Here is a 14,589-nt window from a genome sequence, read left to right as displayed (position 1 = left end):
ATGCCATTGATTATTCAATCGAATAATTAATTGGTATCTACTTTAGTATTCAATATTAACTTCTGGCGAAGTTAAACTGTCACTATAAATACAATTAAGTGTAAAAACTTAATATTGCGACGTGGATTTGATACTTAGGCAACGCCGCTGATATTTTTGTCGCTGGACGCATAACGTGTTATGTAACCAAGCAAAAATAGAAAGCAAGGCAGCATAAGTAAAAAAGACCAAGCAAGACCCGTTTGGGTTGTATGGTTAAGTGACTAAGCGTACACGGTGGATGCCTTGGCAGTTGGAGGCGATGAAGGACGTATTAACTTGCGATAAGCCTAGTCAAGCTAGTAAAAAGCGCTTGAGACTAGGATTTCCGAATGGGGAAACCCACCTGCTTGCAGGTATCGTTAACTGAATACATAGGTTAACGAGGCGAACGCGGAGAACTGAAACATCTAAGTACCCGTAGGAAAAGAAATCAACCGAGATTCCGATAGTAGCGGCGAGCGAAATCGGAACAGCCCTTAAGCTGATTATGTGTTAATGGAAGGCTCTGGAAAGTGCCACGATACAGGGTGATAGTCCCGTACATGAAAACGCATTTTGAGTGAAATCGAGTAGGTCGGAGCACGTGAAACTTTGACTGAATATAGGTGGACCATCATCTAAGGCTAAATACTCCCAACTGACCGATAGTGAACCAGTACCGTGAGGGAAAGGCGAAAAGAACCCCTGTGAGGGGAGTGAAATAGAACCTGAAACCGTGTACGTACAAGCAGTAGGAGCCCTTCGAGGGTGACTGCGTACCTTTTGTATAATGGGTCAGCGACTTATATTTTGTAGCGAGGTTAACCGATTAGGGTAGCCGTAGGGAAACCGAGTCTTAACTGGGCGAATAGTTGCAAGGTATAGACCCGAAACCCGGTGATCTAGCCATGGGCAGGTTGAAGGTTGAGTAACATCAACTGGAGGACCGAACCCACTAACGTTGAAAAGTTAGGGGATGACCTGTGGCTAGGAGTGAAAGGCTAATCAAACCGGGAGATAGCTGGTTCTCCCCGAAATCTATTTAGGTAGAGCCTCGGACGAATACTTACGGGGGTAGAGCACTGTTAAGGCTAGGGGGTCATCCCGACTTACCAACCCTTTGCAAACTCCGAATACCGTAAAGTACTATCCGGGAGACACACGGCGGGTGCTAACGTCCGTCGTGAAGAGGGAAACAACCCAGACCGCCAGCTAAGGTCCCAAAGTCATAGTTAAGTGGGAAACGATGTGGAAAGGCCCAGACAGCCAGGAGGTTGGCTTAGAAGCAGCCATCCTTTAAAGAAAGCGTAATAGCTCACTGGTCGAGTCGGTCTGCGCGGAAGATGTAACGGGGCTAAACTATGCACCGAAGCTGCGGATTCATCTTAGGATGAGTGGTAGGGGAGCGTTCTGTAAGCCGTTGAAGGTGACCCGGGAGGGTTGCTGGAGGTATCAGAAGTGCGAATGCTGACATGAGTAACGATAATGCGGGTGAAAAACCCGCACGCCGGAAGACCAAGGGTTCCTATCCCATGTTAATCAGGGTAGGGTAAGTCGACCCCTAAGGCGAGGCCGAAAGGCGTAGTCGATGGGAAACGGATTAATATTTCCGTACTTGGTATAATTGCGATGGGGGGACGGAGAAGGCTAAGCAAGCATGGCGATGGTTGTCCATGTGAAAGTGAGTAGGCTAGCGACTTAGGTAAATCCGGGTTGCTGTTAGGCTGAGACACGAGACGAGTCACCAAGGTGATGAAGTTGCTGATGCCATACTTCCAGGAAAAGCCTCTAAGCTTCAGATTATACCGAATCGTACCCCAAACCGACACAGGTGGTCAGGTAGAGAATACTAAGGCGCTTGAGAGAACTCGGGTGAAGGAACTAGGCAAAATCGTACCGTAACTTCGGGAGAAGGTACGCTCCTATCTGTGATGAGACTTGCTCTCTAAGCGGACGGGAGCCGCAGTGACCAGGTGGCTGGGACTGTTTATTAAAAACACAGCACTGTGCAAAATCGCAAGATGACGTATACGGTGTGACACCTGCCCGGTGCCGGAAGGTTAATTGATGGGGTTAGTTTTCGGACGAAGCTCTTGATCGAAGCCCCGGTAAACGGCGGCCGTAACTATAACGGTCCTAAGGTAGCGAAATTCCTTGTCGGGTAAGTTCCGACCTGCACGAATGGTGTAACCATGGCCACGCTGTCTCCACCCGAGACTCAGTGAAATTGAAATCGCAGTGAAGATGCTGTGTACCCGCGGCTAGACGGAAAGACCCCGTGAACCTTTACTACAGCTTGGCACTGAACATTGAACCTACATGTGTAGGATAGGTGGGAGACTTAGAAGCAGAGACGCTAGTTTTTGTGGAGTCGTCCTTGAAATACCACCCTTGTAGTTTTGATGTTCTAACGTTGGCCCCTGAATCGGGGTTACGGACAGTGCCTGGTGGGTAGTTTGACTGGGGCGGTCTCCTCCCAAAGAGTAACGGAGGAGCACGAAGGTTGGCTAAGTACGGTCGGACATCGTACGGTTAGTGTAATGGTAGAAGCCAGCTTAACTGCGAGACAGACACGTCGAGCAGGTACGAAAGTAGGTCATAGTGATCCGGTGGTTCTGAATGGAAGGGCCATCGCTCAACGGATAAAAGGTACTCCGGGGATAACAGGCTGATACCGCCCAAGAGTTCATATCGACGGCGGTGTTTGGCACCTCGATGTCGGCTCATCACATCCTGGGGCTGAAGTCGGTCCCAAGGGTATGGCTGTTCGCCATTTAAAGTGGTACGCGAGCTGGGTTTAGAACGTCGTGAGACAGTTCGGTCCCTATCTGCCGTGGGCGTTTGAGAATTGAGAGGGGTTGCTCCTAGTACGAGAGGACCGGAGTGAACGAACCGCTGGTGTTCGGGTTGTCATGCCAATGGCATTGCCCGGTAGCTACGTTCGGAACTGATAAGCGCTGAAAGCATCTAAGCGCGAAGCAGGCCTCGAGATGATTTCTCACTAGACTTTTAAAGTCTCTGAAGGGCCGTTGAAGACTACAACGTTGATAGGCAGGATGTGGAAGTGGTGTGAGCCATTAAGCTAACCTGTACTAATTACCCGTGAGGCTTAACCATACAACGCCAAACGCGTTTTATGCGACAGTTTAGACAGAAGTTAATATAACTAAAGTAGATATTACTTAGAAAGATTTAAAAAATATTATCAGATATTTTCCAGATTTATGAGGTGACTCTTAGCGCGTAGCGTTAACATTGAGGCACCTTGCGCAAAGAAAATCGTAGCACTACGTGCTTGTCATTAATTCTTTGCACCATATTTGCTTGGTAACCATAGCGTTTTGGACCCACCTGACCCCATGCCGAACTCAGTAGTGAAACGAAACAGCGCCGATGATAGTGTAGCATTTGCTATGTGAAAGTAGGACATTGCCAGGCTCCAAATAAAAGAAAGCCGCTTCAGAGATGAGGCGGCTTTTTTGCGTCTGTAAGAAAGTGAAAATATTAACTATCAGCCGTCAGCTGCACAGCGTCAAGCTGTACTTCGTAGCGTGGGTTGAGTATCACGAAACCCACGGGTAAAAGAACGCGACGACCACCTCAGTGCCCAGTGAATCCCATTAAAAAACATTAAGAGTACTTTGCTATGTGGCTCACTACCGCTGTGGGCACCACGACATTCTACTGCGTAGCGCACCGACTCAAAATACGGGAAACCCGTTACAGCAATGTAATGGTTTTTTGCTGTCTGTAAGAAAGTAAAAATATTAGCTATCAGCTGCACAGCGTCAATCTGTACTTCGTAGCGTGGGTTGAGTATCACGAAACCCGCGGATAAGGCTCGCCACAGAACTTACACTCTTTGTAGTAAAGTCTTCAATTTTAATAGCTGTTTCGCAAGCTAAATCAGCTATTGAAAAGTGCTCTTTTATCCCAAGCTATAGTTATAGAGCATCTACACACTTATTATGGCGAGTTTCTATGTTAAATGAACAAAGGCTTATTTATACAAAAGAGCAGGTTCGCTCCTATGAGAAAGAGGCGGCTAAGCAATGTGGAATAGGTTTATTTACTTTAATGAAGCGAGCGGGAGAGTCCGTATACAAGCACTGGCAGTCTTTTAACGCTAAGCTTACTTTAATTATTGCAGGTAATGGCAATAATGCGGGTGATGCTTACATCGCCGCGCGTTTAATTAAGGACTCTGGTGCAGAGGTAAAAGTTTGTGCTATAGACCCTGCTAAAACACTCAGTGGTGACGCGGCTAAAGCGAAACAGCTATGGCTTGATAATGGTGGCATAGTTAACGAGTTTGATAAGAGTGATTTAAATTGCTGCGACTGTGTGATTGATGGGTTACTAGGAACTGGGCTTAACTCACCTGTTCGCGAAAATTATTGTGAGATTATTACCGCAATCAACCAAAGCGAAAAGCCTGTTTTAAGTATCGATGTTCCCTCAGGGATTGATGCAAATACAGGTGAAGTATTAGGCGCAGCTATTCAGGCAACAAAAACGCTTACTTTTATTGCGATTAAACAAGGCCTTTCTACAGGGACAGGTAAACAGCATGCCGGTGAATTGATTCTCGATGAATTAGCAATTGAAGATACTTTTAGTCAACTCGCTTCACCTTGTGCTCACTTGATAAATATAGACAGCTTTAAACGCCTTGGCTCTCGGGCTTTAAATAGCCATAAGGGCAACCATGGCAAGTTATTATGTATAGGAGGTAACCAAGGTACTGCGGGAGCAATCAGGCTCAGTAGTGAGGCTGCGCTACGAGCAGGCGCGGGGATGGTGAAGGTTTATACGCACCAAAGCTCTATTATGCCAATAAGCATAGGTAGGGCAGAATTAATGGTCATGAGTGAAAACCTTGAGCAAGCTTTAGAGTGGGCAAGTTGTGTTGTACTTGGCCCTGGACTTGGACAGGATGAATGGGCTAAAAAAACGTTTTGCACAGTTATGCACTATTGCCAAGAGCGCAATACGCCGCTTGTACTTGATGCTGATGCACTTAATTTATTGGCTGAAAATGCCAGTGCTTATACATTGGACCAATGTGTGCTTACTCCGCATCCTAGTGAAGCGGCTCGGCTCATTAGCAAAAATACCTCTGAAATAGAGTCAAATAGGTTTGCTAGCGTACGATTATGCGCAAAACGGTATAATGTTACTTGCATACTAAAAGGCGCTGGCTCTTTAATTGATAACGGTAAAAGCACTTGGGTGTGTGAAAATGGCAACGCAGCTCTTGCCGTGGGAGGGAGTGGCGACGTACTTACAGGTATTATTGGTGCATTGCTTGCTCAAGGGCTTAGTATCGATGAAGCTGCGCGATACGGAGTAACTCTTCATGCTAGAGCTGGTGAGGTTGCGGCTGAAGAGCAAGGGCAGCGTGGTATGCTACCCTCGGATTTATTTCAAATAGTTAGGTCGTTAATTAACTAAGTAGTTAGCTCTGTTGAATAAGATCCCATTTGTTGCCATAGAGATCTTCAAATACGGCCACCGTACCATAAGGCTCATTACGAGGCTGCTCATGAAATACTACGCCATTTTCTAGCATGCTTTCGTAGTCACGCCAAAAGTTGTCAGTGTTTAAAAATAGCCATACACGGCCACCTGCTTGGTTGCCAACAGCGCTAAACTGCTCTGGTTCTGTGGCTTGTGCAAGTAATATGTGTGTGCCGTTTGAGTTGGGTGGGGTTATTAACACCCAGCGTTTTCCATCACCTAAATCCGTATCTTCAACTAATTCAAAGCTTAATTTTTTTGTATAAAATGCAATTGCTTCGTCATAGTCTTTTACAACAAGAGCAATACTACCTATATGCTGCTTTGGCATAACTTAAAAACCTAAAGTTGTTTTATGTCGGTGTATTTTCACATATCAATACAGGGTTGAATAGTATAGGTAAATGGTTATTAAAGTTTATCTAAAGGGGGGCTGTACGTTATCCATTGGCTCCGTATATAGTACTAGCCTAAAGAATTCACTCTATTTAAAACCTTAAAGCGTCCTTAAAAAGTGTTTTAATTTAGTAGCTAAACTGGCTTACTCATCTTCATTCGTAGGGTCATCACCTGAGTCTTCTTTGCGTTTACGCTGTTCTTGCTTGGCCTTTTGAACATTTTCATAAGTAGGGGGTGGAATAGGCATAAGTGAAATTAGTGGAAAAAACGCTAAAAATAAATACGCTCCTTTAGACATGCTCTTACCCCATATAACGAGCTTAAGCATAACCCAGGCAATAAATACCACTAACCCTGTTATAAGTGATACCAAAATAAAGAAGGTGATTATTTCATTATTATTAAGCAAATGCTTTTACCTTTAATCCAACAACTCATGCTATAGATATGAAGATAAATTGAGCAATAACAATAGGCTTGTATTAAAAAGCAAAAACCCAGCCGAAGCTGGGTTTTTATATAAGCAAGGTGCTTAAAGGAGGATGATCACATCATGCCGCCCATACCACCCATTCCGCCCATGCCACCCATATCAGGGGCACCAGCAGCTTCTTCTTTAGGGATTTCAGCAACCATTGCTTCGGTGGTGATCATTAGACCCGCAATCGAACCTGCAAATTGTAGTGCAGAGCGCGTTACTTTAGTTGGATCTAGGATACCCATTTCAAGCATGTCGTTGTATTCGCCAGTGGCTGCGTTGTAACCATAGTTACCTTCACCACCTTTAACTGCGTTAATAACAACAGATGCTTCATCACCTGCGTTAGTTACGATTTGACGAAGTGGTGCTTCCATCGCACGAAGTGCAACTTTAATACCGTGGTTTTGGTCTTCGTTGTCGCCAAGTAGCTCAACTAGCTTGCTAGCAGCACGTACTAGAGCAACACCACCACCGGGTACTACGCCTTCTTCAACCGCTGCACGAGTTGCATGTAATGCATCTTCAACACGGTCTTTTTTCTCTTTCATTTCAATTTCAGTTGCTGCGCCTACTTTAATTACTGCAACACCGCCGGCAAGTTTAGCCATGCGCTCTTGTAGTTTTTCTTTATCGTAGTCAGACGTTGCTTCTTCAATCTGTGCTTTAATTTGAGCAACACGGCCGTTAATGCCATCTTCTTCACCCGCACCATCAATGATAGTTGTATCATCTTTAGTGATTACTACACGCTTAGCAGTACCTAAGTCTTCAATTGTTGCTTTTTCAAGCTCTAAACCAATTTCTTCAGAGATAACAGTACCGCCAGTTAATACGGCGATATCTTGTAGCATTGCTTTACGACGGTCGCCAAAACCAGGGGCTTTAACAGCTGATACTTTAACAATACCGCGCATGTTGTTAACTACAAGCGTTGCAAGTGCTTCGCCTTCTAGGTCCTCAGCAATGATTAATAGTGGCTTGCTTGCTTTAGCAACGGCTTCTAATGTAGGTAGTAGTTCACGGATGTTAGATACTTTTTTATCTACAAGTAGAATGAACGGGTTGTCTAGCTCAACAGCGCCTTTTTCAGCGTTGTTGATAAAGTAAGGCGATAGGTAACCACGGTCAAACTGCATGCCTTCTACAACATCTAGTTCGTTCTCTAGTGATTGACCTTCTTCTACAGTAATAACACCTGTGTTACGGCCTACTTTTTCCATTGCGTTAGCAATGATTTCGCCAATTTCTTTATCAGAGTTAGCTGAAATAGTACCTACTTGTGCAATAGCTTTAGTATCAGCACATGGTACAGATAGCGCTTTAAGCTCTTCTACTGCAGCGATAATTGCTTTATCAATACCGCGCTTAAGATCCATTGGGTTCATGCCCGCAGCAACTGCTTTAAGACCTTCGTTTACAATAGATTGTGCAAGTACAGTTGCGGTAGTCGTACCGTCACCCGCCGCATCATTTGCTTTAGATGCAACTTCTTTCACCATTTGTGCACCCATGTTTTCAAACTTGTCTTCAAGTTCGATTTCTTTTGCTACAGATACACCATCTTTAGTGATCACTGGAGAGCCAAATGATTTATCTAGTACTACGTTACGGCCTTTAGGACCTAAGGTCACTTTTACTGCGTTTGCTAGGATATTTACGCCTGTTAGCATTTTAGCGCGTGCGTCACCTGCAAAAAGTACTTCTTTTGCTGCCATCTTTAATTTCCTCTAAATTCTTAAATGTTTGTTAAACGAAAAGTAGGGTTAGCCTACAATGCCTAAAATGTTGTCTTCACGCATGATCAGGTACTCTTGACCTTCGATCTTTTCAGTTTTTTCAACATATGAGCCAAATAACACAGTGTCACCGGCTTTTACTTCTAAAGCTCTAACGTCACCGTTATCTAGAACGCGACCATTGCCAACAGCAATAACTTCTCCGCGAGTTGATTTTTCAGCTGCAGAGCCAGTTAATACAATACCGCCAGCAGACTTGGTTTCTTCTTCTAGACGCTTAACGATTACGCGATCTTGTAAAGGACGAATGTTCATTTTTTTAGTTCTCCTAACAGTTTCTGAACAGTACAGAAAAAAGCTTTTCTAATTTGCATTCATTAATGGGGGTAGAGTGTAAAATTCCAAGAGAAAAATCGATAAATTTTTAATCTTTTCTCTCATATTCGCCATCAATGGTAGTTGGTTTATTTACATGCTGTTGTTCTTGCTGCGAGTGTGAGTGTTGTGTAAAGGCTGAAGAGCCTTGCTGTGCACCTGTGCTCATGCGAACCGTTGCTTGACTTGCAAGGCCTGCAGCAAGTTTGTTGCGTATTGAGGGGGTTAATAATAGTAGGCCAAATACATCGGTCATAATGCCAGGGGTTAGCAATAAAACCCCTGCAATGATCACGCAAATACCGGTAAATAATTCTTTCGCTGGCATTTGCCCTTGGGCCATTTGGCTTTGTGCATTTTGTAATGCCCCCATTCCTTGTTGTTTAACCATTCTGGCGCCCAAAATAGCCGTAACAATCACTAGGGCTATAGTCGCAAATCCACCAATTACATCACTAACCTGTATTAGTAGCGCAATTTCGATAATAGGAATGATAATAAACAACACAAATAAAAATCTAAACATAGGGCTCTCTAAATAATGGCACTCAAAAGAGTGGATGAAATATAAGTGAGGGTGAAAGGGTCTAATTTCAAGGTTGAGCTTAAAGTGATTAATAATTGCTTAATATCTACAATTATTCATCGCCTACACATTACACTAGCTATCAGATACTATTGCATTAGTTCCCTATAAATTAGTAAAGGTTAATTATGACTACGCAATTTAAATTGATATTTACCACGTGTAAAAATGAGGCTGAAGCACGCACTCTAGCTAAGGCACTTGTAGCGCAAAAATTAGCGGCGTGTGTAAATATTTTACCAAATATGACCTCAATTTATATGTGGGAAGGCAATGTGGCCGAAGAGGTAGAAGCAAAGCTACTGATTAAAACAAAATCAGAAAAAATGAATGATGTTTTTGAAACCATCAAAAGTTTACACAGTTACGAAGTACCCGAAATTCAAGTGGTTGATGTGGCCACTGGTAATTTGGCTTATTTTCATTGGATGGATGAGGTATTAAATTAATGCGGTTTTTCTTTTTATTATTGGTTAGCTTGCTGGCGCTTCCGGTAAAGGCAAACACCAATAATGTGCTAGGTGATTTACTTGCCCCGCCACAGCAAACCTTTCTACCTGTAGACCAAGCGTTTGTATTTGATTTTGATCAGCAAGGTAGCACTTTATTTGTGGGGTGGGATATAGCCCCTGACTATTACCTTTACAAAAAGAAAATAGAAATTATCGCCAAAGGCGCCAACATAAAGGTAGGCGATGCCGGTACTGGCGAAATAATTGAAGACGAGTTTTTTGGCAAAACCGAAGTTTTTTTCAATAGTGTAAGTGTTATAAGCAAGCTCAGTAATGTTACCGAGGGTGCTATTGTTAAGGTGCGCTACCAGGGCTGTGCCAAAGCAGGGCTGTGTTATCCGCCAGAGGTTATTAGTATTCCTTTAAGCGTTATTGCCTCAGAGCAAGCGCAAGGTAATAACTCATCAGCTAATGCTGCTGATACATTAAACGCATTAACTCCCTCTATTGATACAACACGTAGCCAAAGTAATACACCCACTCAAGATTTAAGTTTTACAGAGCGATTAGCAAGTCAAAGTTTAGTAACTAATTTACTCATATTTTTTGCGGTTGGAGTGGGGCTTGCGTTTACACCGTGCGTGTTCCCTATGTTTCCTATTTTATCGAGTTTAATTGCAGGGCAGCAAAACCTTTCAACTAAAAAAGCGTTTGCGTTGTCGTTTGTATATATACAAGGTATGGCACTTACTTATGCTGCATTAGGGTTAGTAGTGGCGGCCTTAGGCGGGCAAGTGCAGGGGTATTTACAACACCCTTATGTACTTATTAGTTTTAGCTTACTGTTTGTATTGCTCGCAATGTCGATGTTTGGCTGGTACGAAATTAAGTTACCGAGCGGTATGATGAGCAAGCTAACGCAAGTTAGTAATAACCAAAAAGGCGGCAATTACTTAGGTGTGTTTTTAATGGGGGTGTTGTCGGGGTTAATTGCATCACCTTGTACCACAGCACCGTTATCTGCTGCGCTATTATTTGTGGCGCAAAGTGGTGACTACCTAGTCGGTGGTTTAACCCTGTATGTATTAAGTTTAGGCATGGGCCTCCCCCTTTTATTACTTGGTACGTCTGGTGGTAAATTGCTGCCTAAAGCCGGCGGCTGGATGGAGCAAGTTAAAACATTATTTGGTTTTATTATGCTTGTAGTGCCACTTATTTTATTAGAGCGTATTGTTGATGCCGACATTATTTTGCTTATGGCGAGTGTTTTAGCGCTTGCAACAGCATTGTATTTACACCACTGGCAAAGTGCACAGCCACAAAGCAAACTTAAAACAGGACTTTGGTTGAGCGCTACATTTTTAGTGCTAACTGGTTTTACATTAGCTAAAAACGTAATTTGGCCGCCTCAACAAGTTGAGCTGGTGAGTCAGCAAAGTAATGAGTTTAAGCAGGTTGCTAATTTAACCGAGCTAAAAAAGGCCGTTGCTGAGGCAAATCAGCAAGGCAAACTAGTAATGGTTGATTTATACGCCGATTGGTGTGTGGCATGTAAAGAGTTTGAGCATTACACATTTCCTGATGCCAAAGTACAGAGTGAATTTAGTCACTATCAGTTAATTCAAATCGATTTAACTCAAAGTGATGATACCACCATTGAGCTAATGGAAGAGTTCACTGTGTTTGGTTTACCCAGCATTTTGTTTTTTAACACACAAGGGCAGGAGCTAAGTTCTGAGCGCGTTACAGGATTTTTAAACGCTGATGATTTTGCCACCCACCTAGCTAGAGTGCGCGCCAGCGCACAATAATAGTGCAATTTAGCCGCTTGGGCTTACCAAGTGGCTAGCCTCCAATTACGTCATATTTATTACACCTCCAGAGATTAGACCAGTATTTTGCTGCTATTTACATCGAACTGACTATAATAGTTGGCTAACGTGAGAATTTGTTGCAATTTTTGTTTTTTATACTTACTTTAGTGTACAAAATTAGCTCGCAACGGCTTAACTCATTACTTAGAGGATATATCGCGTATTATGGCTGCAAAATTTAAACTTTTAGTTATAAATGGTCCAAATTTAAACATGCTAGGAAAGCGTGAGCCAGAAAAGTACGGTTTGCACACTCTTGGTGAAATTATGAGCGAACTAACGACCGCGGCAGAGGGTCTAGATGTTCAGCTTACGCATTTTCAAAGTAATAGTGAGCAAGCCCTTATTGAAAGAATACACGATGCTTGGCAGGCAGTTGATTACATAATTATTAATCCTGCTGCATTTACGCATACTAGCGTCGCTTTACGTGATGCATTGTTAAGCGTTGATATTCCTTTTTTTGAGGTGCACTTAAGTAATGTGCATGCACGTGAAGCATTTCGTCATCATTCATATTTTTCTGATGTGGCGCAAGGTGTGATATGTGGATTAGGTGCAATGGGTTACCACGCAGCTTTAAACGCTGCCGTGAGCCGGTTGCAAAACTCGAATTAATTTAAACTAACAAACTTATAGGCGGGTCGTTCATGGATATTCGCAAGATCAAAAAGCTAATCGAATTAGTAGAAGAATCAGGTATTGCTGAGCTAGAAATCACCGAAGGTGAAGAATCAGTACGTATTAACCGTAACAACATGAGCGCGGGTCCTGCTTACGCTCAGTACGCACCACAGCAATTTGTTGCTCCAGCGCCTGCGGCACCAGCACAAGCAGCACCAGCTGTTGAAGCCGAAGCGGCACCAGCAGCGCCTGCCGGTCATCAAGTTAAATCACCTATGGTTGGTTCATTTTATTCAGCAGCGTCTCCAGAAGCGCCAGCATACGTAGAAGTAGGTTCTCAAGTTAAAGTAGGTGATACATTATGTATCGTTGAAGCAATGAAAATGATGAACCAAATTGAGTCAGATAAAGCGGGTACAGTTACAGCTATTTTAGTTGAAAATGGCGAACCAGTAGAATTTGATCAACCTCTATTCATCATTGAATAATTTAGTAACCTAAAGGCCAACTCTTATGTTAGATAAAGTAGTCATTGCAAACCGAGGTGAAATAGCACTTCGCGTATTGCGCGCCTGCAAAGAGCTTGGGATCAAAACGGTTGCTGTGCATTCAACGGCGGATCGCGATCTTAAGCACGTATTACTTGCAGATGAAACCATTTGTATCGGTAGACCTCCAGCCACCGAAAGTTACTTAGATATTCCGCGTATTATTGCGGCTGCTGAAGTGACAGACGCTGTAGCGATTCACCCAGGATATGGTTTTCTTTCAGAAAATGCAGATTTTGCTGACCAAGTTGAGCAAAGCGGCTTTGTATTTATTGGTCCAAAAGGCGACACTATTCGTCTTATGGGTGATAAAGTATCGGCAATCAATGCAATGCGCAAAGCCGGTGTACCCTGTGTACCTGGCTCTGACGGTCCTGTATCGGATGACAAAGAACGCAACATGCAAATTGCAAAGCGTATTGGTTACCCAGTAATTATTAAAGCCGCTGGTGGCGGTGGTGGCCGTGGTATGCGTGTAGTACGTAGCGAAGCCGAATTAATTGATTCAATCGCACTTACTCAACAAGAAGCGAAACAGTTTTTTGGCAATAGCATGGTTTACATGGAAAAATTCCTTGAAAACCCTCGGCATATTGAAATTCAGGTACTTGCTGATGGACAAGGTAATGCTGTTCATTTGGGCGAGCGTGACTGCTCTATGCAACGTCGTCACCAAAAAGTAGTTGAAGAAGCACCTGCACCGGGTATAACGGCAGAAGTGCGTAAATTTATTGGTGAGCGCTGTACACGTGCATGTATTGAAATTGGTTACCGTGGTGCAGGTACGTTTGAGTTTTTATACGAAAACGGCGAATTTTACTTCATCGAAATGAACACCCGTATTCAAGTTGAACATCCAGTGACTGAAATGGTTAGCGGTGTTGATTTAATTAAAGAGCAGCTAAAAATTGCTGCTGGGCAACCGCTATCTTTCACGCAAGATGACGTGGTTATCCGCGGCCATGCAATTGAATGTCGTATTAATGCAGAAGATCCTGAAACGTTTATCCCATCGCCGGGTAAAATTACACGTTTCCACCCTGCAGGTGGTTTAGGTATTCGTTGGGATAGTCATATTTATGCTGACTATACAGTACCTCCACATTACGATTCGATGATTGGTAAGCTTATTACTTACGGTGAAAACCGTGATGTGGCTATTGCCCGTGCTCGTAATGCGTTGAACGAATTGGTTATTGATGGCATCAAAACAAACACGCCATTACATAAAAAAATTCTTGCAGACGAAAACTTCCAAAGTGGTGGCACAAATATCCACTACCTTGAGAAAAAACTAGGGCTATAAAGCTCCAGTTAATTAAAACCGGCTTAGGCCGGTTTTTTTATGCCTAAAACGCCAATTTATCGCCTTCAAGAAATATTCTGGTATGATTAGCAAAGATGCGCTTTTAGTAAATTTTGAGGTAACAATGACGCGTAGTTTTGAAGCTCACCTAAATGATGAAATAGCCACAGTAGCAATGGGTAGCAAAGTGGCTGCTATTATAGAGCAAGGTGCAGTAATTTATTTACATGGTGATTTAGGTGCAGGTAAAACAACATTTACGCGTGGTGTAGTGCAGGGCTGTGGCCACAAAGGTAAGGTAAAAAGCCCAACCTACACGTTGGTAGAGCCATACGAGCTGGCACGTGCTAATGTATATCATTTTGACCTGTACCGGTTAGGCGATCCTGAAGAACTTGAGTACATGGGCATAAGAGATTACTTTTCTGAGCAGGCTATTTGTATTGTTGAGTGGCCAGAAAAAGGCGGCGAGTTTATACCCGTTCCCGATTTAGACATTACCTTAAGTTACGTTGGGGATGAGCGTAAAATTGCAGTAAACAGTGCTAGTGAACGTGGAGTAGCAATTGTTGAAAAACTCAATAACCTAAACCTTGGTTAATAAACTAATAGCGGATCAATGTATCCACTTTCATAATAATAAATAGTTAAGGCAATGGTAGTTATA

The 14,589-nt window shown here is 43.2% G+C and carries 13 protein-coding genes and 2 rRNA genes; 9 read left to right on the top strand and 6 right to left on the bottom strand.

The window, feature by feature from the left end; genetic code table 11:
- Nucleotides 1-253: 253 nt before the first annotated feature.
- Together QUE46_RS15080 and rrf are read left to right on the top strand one after the other, a co-directional pair.
- A 23S ribosomal RNA gene (locus tag QUE46_RS15080) occupies nucleotides 254-3,138 on the top strand.
- Between the two features lie 206 nt (nucleotides 3,139-3,344).
- Nucleotides 3,345-3,459 (top strand): 5S ribosomal RNA (gene rrf / locus QUE46_RS15075).
- 94 nt (nucleotides 3,460-3,553) lie between these two features.
- On the opposite strand, the gene QUE46_RS15070 is transcribed toward rrf, so the two are convergent.
- On the bottom strand, nucleotides 3,554-3,844 hold the full coding sequence (locus QUE46_RS15070) for a hypothetical protein (RefSeq protein ID WP_286245466.1): 291 nt from the start codon (nucleotides 3,842-3,844) through the stop codon (nucleotides 3,554-3,556).
- A 158-nt stretch (nucleotides 3,845-4,002) separates the two neighbouring features.
- Between QUE46_RS15070 and QUE46_RS15065 the strand changes: the two genes are divergently transcribed.
- The gene (locus tag QUE46_RS15065) at nucleotides 4,003-5,475 is read left to right on the top strand and encodes an NAD(P)H-hydrate dehydratase (protein ID WP_286245465.1); all 1,473 of its coding nucleotides are present in this window, start codon (nucleotides 4,003-4,005) and stop codon (nucleotides 5,473-5,475) included.
- Nucleotides 5,476-5,479: 4 nt separating this feature from the next.
- Here QUE46_RS15065 and QUE46_RS15060 read toward each other — a convergent pair whose 3' ends face one another.
- From QUE46_RS15060 to QUE46_RS15040, 5 genes are all read right to left on the bottom strand, one after another.
- Complete coding sequence (locus tag QUE46_RS15060; RefSeq protein ID WP_286245464.1) at nucleotides 5,480-5,872, bottom strand: VOC family protein; 393 nt, start codon at nucleotides 5,870-5,872, stop codon at nucleotides 5,480-5,482.
- A gap of 210 nt (nucleotides 5,873-6,082) precedes the next feature.
- Complete coding sequence (locus QUE46_RS15055; protein ID WP_374761384.1) at nucleotides 6,083-6,349, bottom strand: hypothetical protein; 267 nt, start codon at nucleotides 6,347-6,349, stop codon at nucleotides 6,083-6,085.
- A 137-nt stretch (nucleotides 6,350-6,486) separates the two neighbouring features.
- Entirely contained in the window at nucleotides 6,487-8,136 is a 1,650-nt protein-coding gene (gene groL, locus QUE46_RS15050) for a chaperonin GroEL (protein ID WP_286245463.1), read from the bottom strand.
- Nucleotides 8,137-8,184: 48 nt separating this feature from the next.
- Nucleotides 8,185-8,472, bottom strand: coding sequence for a co-chaperone GroES (locus tag QUE46_RS15045; protein WP_004587676.1), 288 nt, complete (start codon nucleotides 8,470-8,472; stop codon nucleotides 8,185-8,187).
- A 109-nt stretch (nucleotides 8,473-8,581) separates the two neighbouring features.
- Nucleotides 8,582-9,058 carry an FxsA family protein gene (locus QUE46_RS15040; protein WP_286245462.1) on the bottom strand — a complete coding sequence of 159 codons (477 nt, stop codon included), beginning with the start codon at nucleotides 9,056-9,058 and terminating at the stop codon, nucleotides 8,582-8,584.
- Between the two features lie 188 nt (nucleotides 9,059-9,246).
- Here QUE46_RS15040 and cutA point away from each other — a divergent pair, with 188 nt between their 5' ends.
- The 6 genes from cutA to tsaE all read left to right on the top strand — a co-directional run bounded on the left by cutA (nucleotide 9,247) and on the right by tsaE (nucleotide 14,523).
- Entirely contained in the window at nucleotides 9,247-9,567 is a 321-nt protein-coding gene (gene cutA / locus QUE46_RS15035; RefSeq protein ID WP_286245461.1) for a divalent-cation tolerance protein CutA, read from the top strand.
- A complete protein-coding gene (locus QUE46_RS15030; protein ID WP_286245460.1) occupies nucleotides 9,567-11,381 on the top strand; it encodes a protein-disulfide reductase DsbD in 1,815 nt (604 codons plus the stop codon). The genes cutA and QUE46_RS15030 overlap by 1 nt, the downstream gene beginning before the upstream one ends.
- Nucleotides 11,382-11,609: 228 nt before the next feature.
- Complete coding sequence (gene aroQ, locus QUE46_RS15025) at nucleotides 11,610-12,062, top strand: type II 3-dehydroquinate dehydratase (RefSeq protein WP_286245459.1); 453 nt, start codon at nucleotides 11,610-11,612, stop codon at nucleotides 12,060-12,062.
- A gap of 32 nt (nucleotides 12,063-12,094) precedes the next feature.
- Entirely contained in the window at nucleotides 12,095-12,556 is a 462-nt protein-coding gene (accB, locus tag QUE46_RS15020; RefSeq protein WP_286245458.1) for an acetyl-CoA carboxylase biotin carboxyl carrier protein, read from the top strand.
- 25 nt (nucleotides 12,557-12,581) lie between these two features.
- Entirely contained in the window at nucleotides 12,582-13,922 is a 1,341-nt protein-coding gene (gene accC / locus QUE46_RS15015) for an acetyl-CoA carboxylase biotin carboxylase subunit (RefSeq protein ID WP_024031477.1), read from the top strand.
- Between the two features lie 124 nt (nucleotides 13,923-14,046).
- Entirely contained in the window at nucleotides 14,047-14,523 is a 477-nt protein-coding gene (gene tsaE / locus QUE46_RS15010; protein WP_286247787.1) for a tRNA (adenosine(37)-N6)-threonylcarbamoyltransferase complex ATPase subunit type 1 TsaE, read from the top strand.
- Nucleotides 14,524-14,589 lie beyond the last annotated feature (66 nt).

This window comes from Pseudoalteromonas sp. MM1, from assembly GCF_030296835.1.
Lineage (GTDB): Bacteria > Pseudomonadota > Gammaproteobacteria > Enterobacterales > Alteromonadaceae > Pseudoalteromonas.
This window is presented reverse-complemented; position numbering and strand designations above follow the sequence as displayed.

Coding starts and splice junctions, on each gene's coding strand:
- QUE46_RS15065 (WP_286245465.1), top strand. CDS start 4,003: ATGTTAAATGAACAAAGGCTTATTTATACAAAAGAGCAGGTTCGCTCC.
- QUE46_RS15060 (WP_286245464.1), bottom strand. CDS start 5,872: ATGCCAAAGCAGCATATAGGTAGTATTGCTCTTGTTGTAAAAGACTAT.
- groL (WP_286245463.1), bottom strand. CDS start 8,136: ATGGCAGCAAAAGAAGTACTTTTTGCAGGTGACGCACGCGCTAAAATG.
- QUE46_RS15045 (WP_004587676.1), bottom strand. CDS start 8,472: ATGAACATTCGTCCTTTACAAGATCGCGTAATCGTTAAGCGTCTAGAA.
- QUE46_RS15040 (WP_286245462.1), bottom strand. CDS start 9,058: ATGTTTAGATTTTTATTTGTGTTGTTTATTATCATTCCTATTATCGAA.
- cutA (WP_286245461.1), top strand. CDS start 9,247: ATGACTACGCAATTTAAATTGATATTTACCACGTGTAAAAATGAGGCT.
- QUE46_RS15030 (WP_286245460.1), top strand. CDS start 9,567: ATGCGGTTTTTCTTTTTATTATTGGTTAGCTTGCTGGCGCTTCCGGTA.
- aroQ (WP_286245459.1), top strand. CDS start 11,610: ATGGCTGCAAAATTTAAACTTTTAGTTATAAATGGTCCAAATTTAAAC.
- accB (WP_286245458.1), top strand. CDS start 12,095: ATGGATATTCGCAAGATCAAAAAGCTAATCGAATTAGTAGAAGAATCA.
- accC (WP_024031477.1), top strand. CDS start 12,582: ATGTTAGATAAAGTAGTCATTGCAAACCGAGGTGAAATAGCACTTCGC.
- tsaE (WP_286247787.1), top strand. CDS start 14,047: ATGACGCGTAGTTTTGAAGCTCACCTAAATGATGAAATAGCCACAGTA.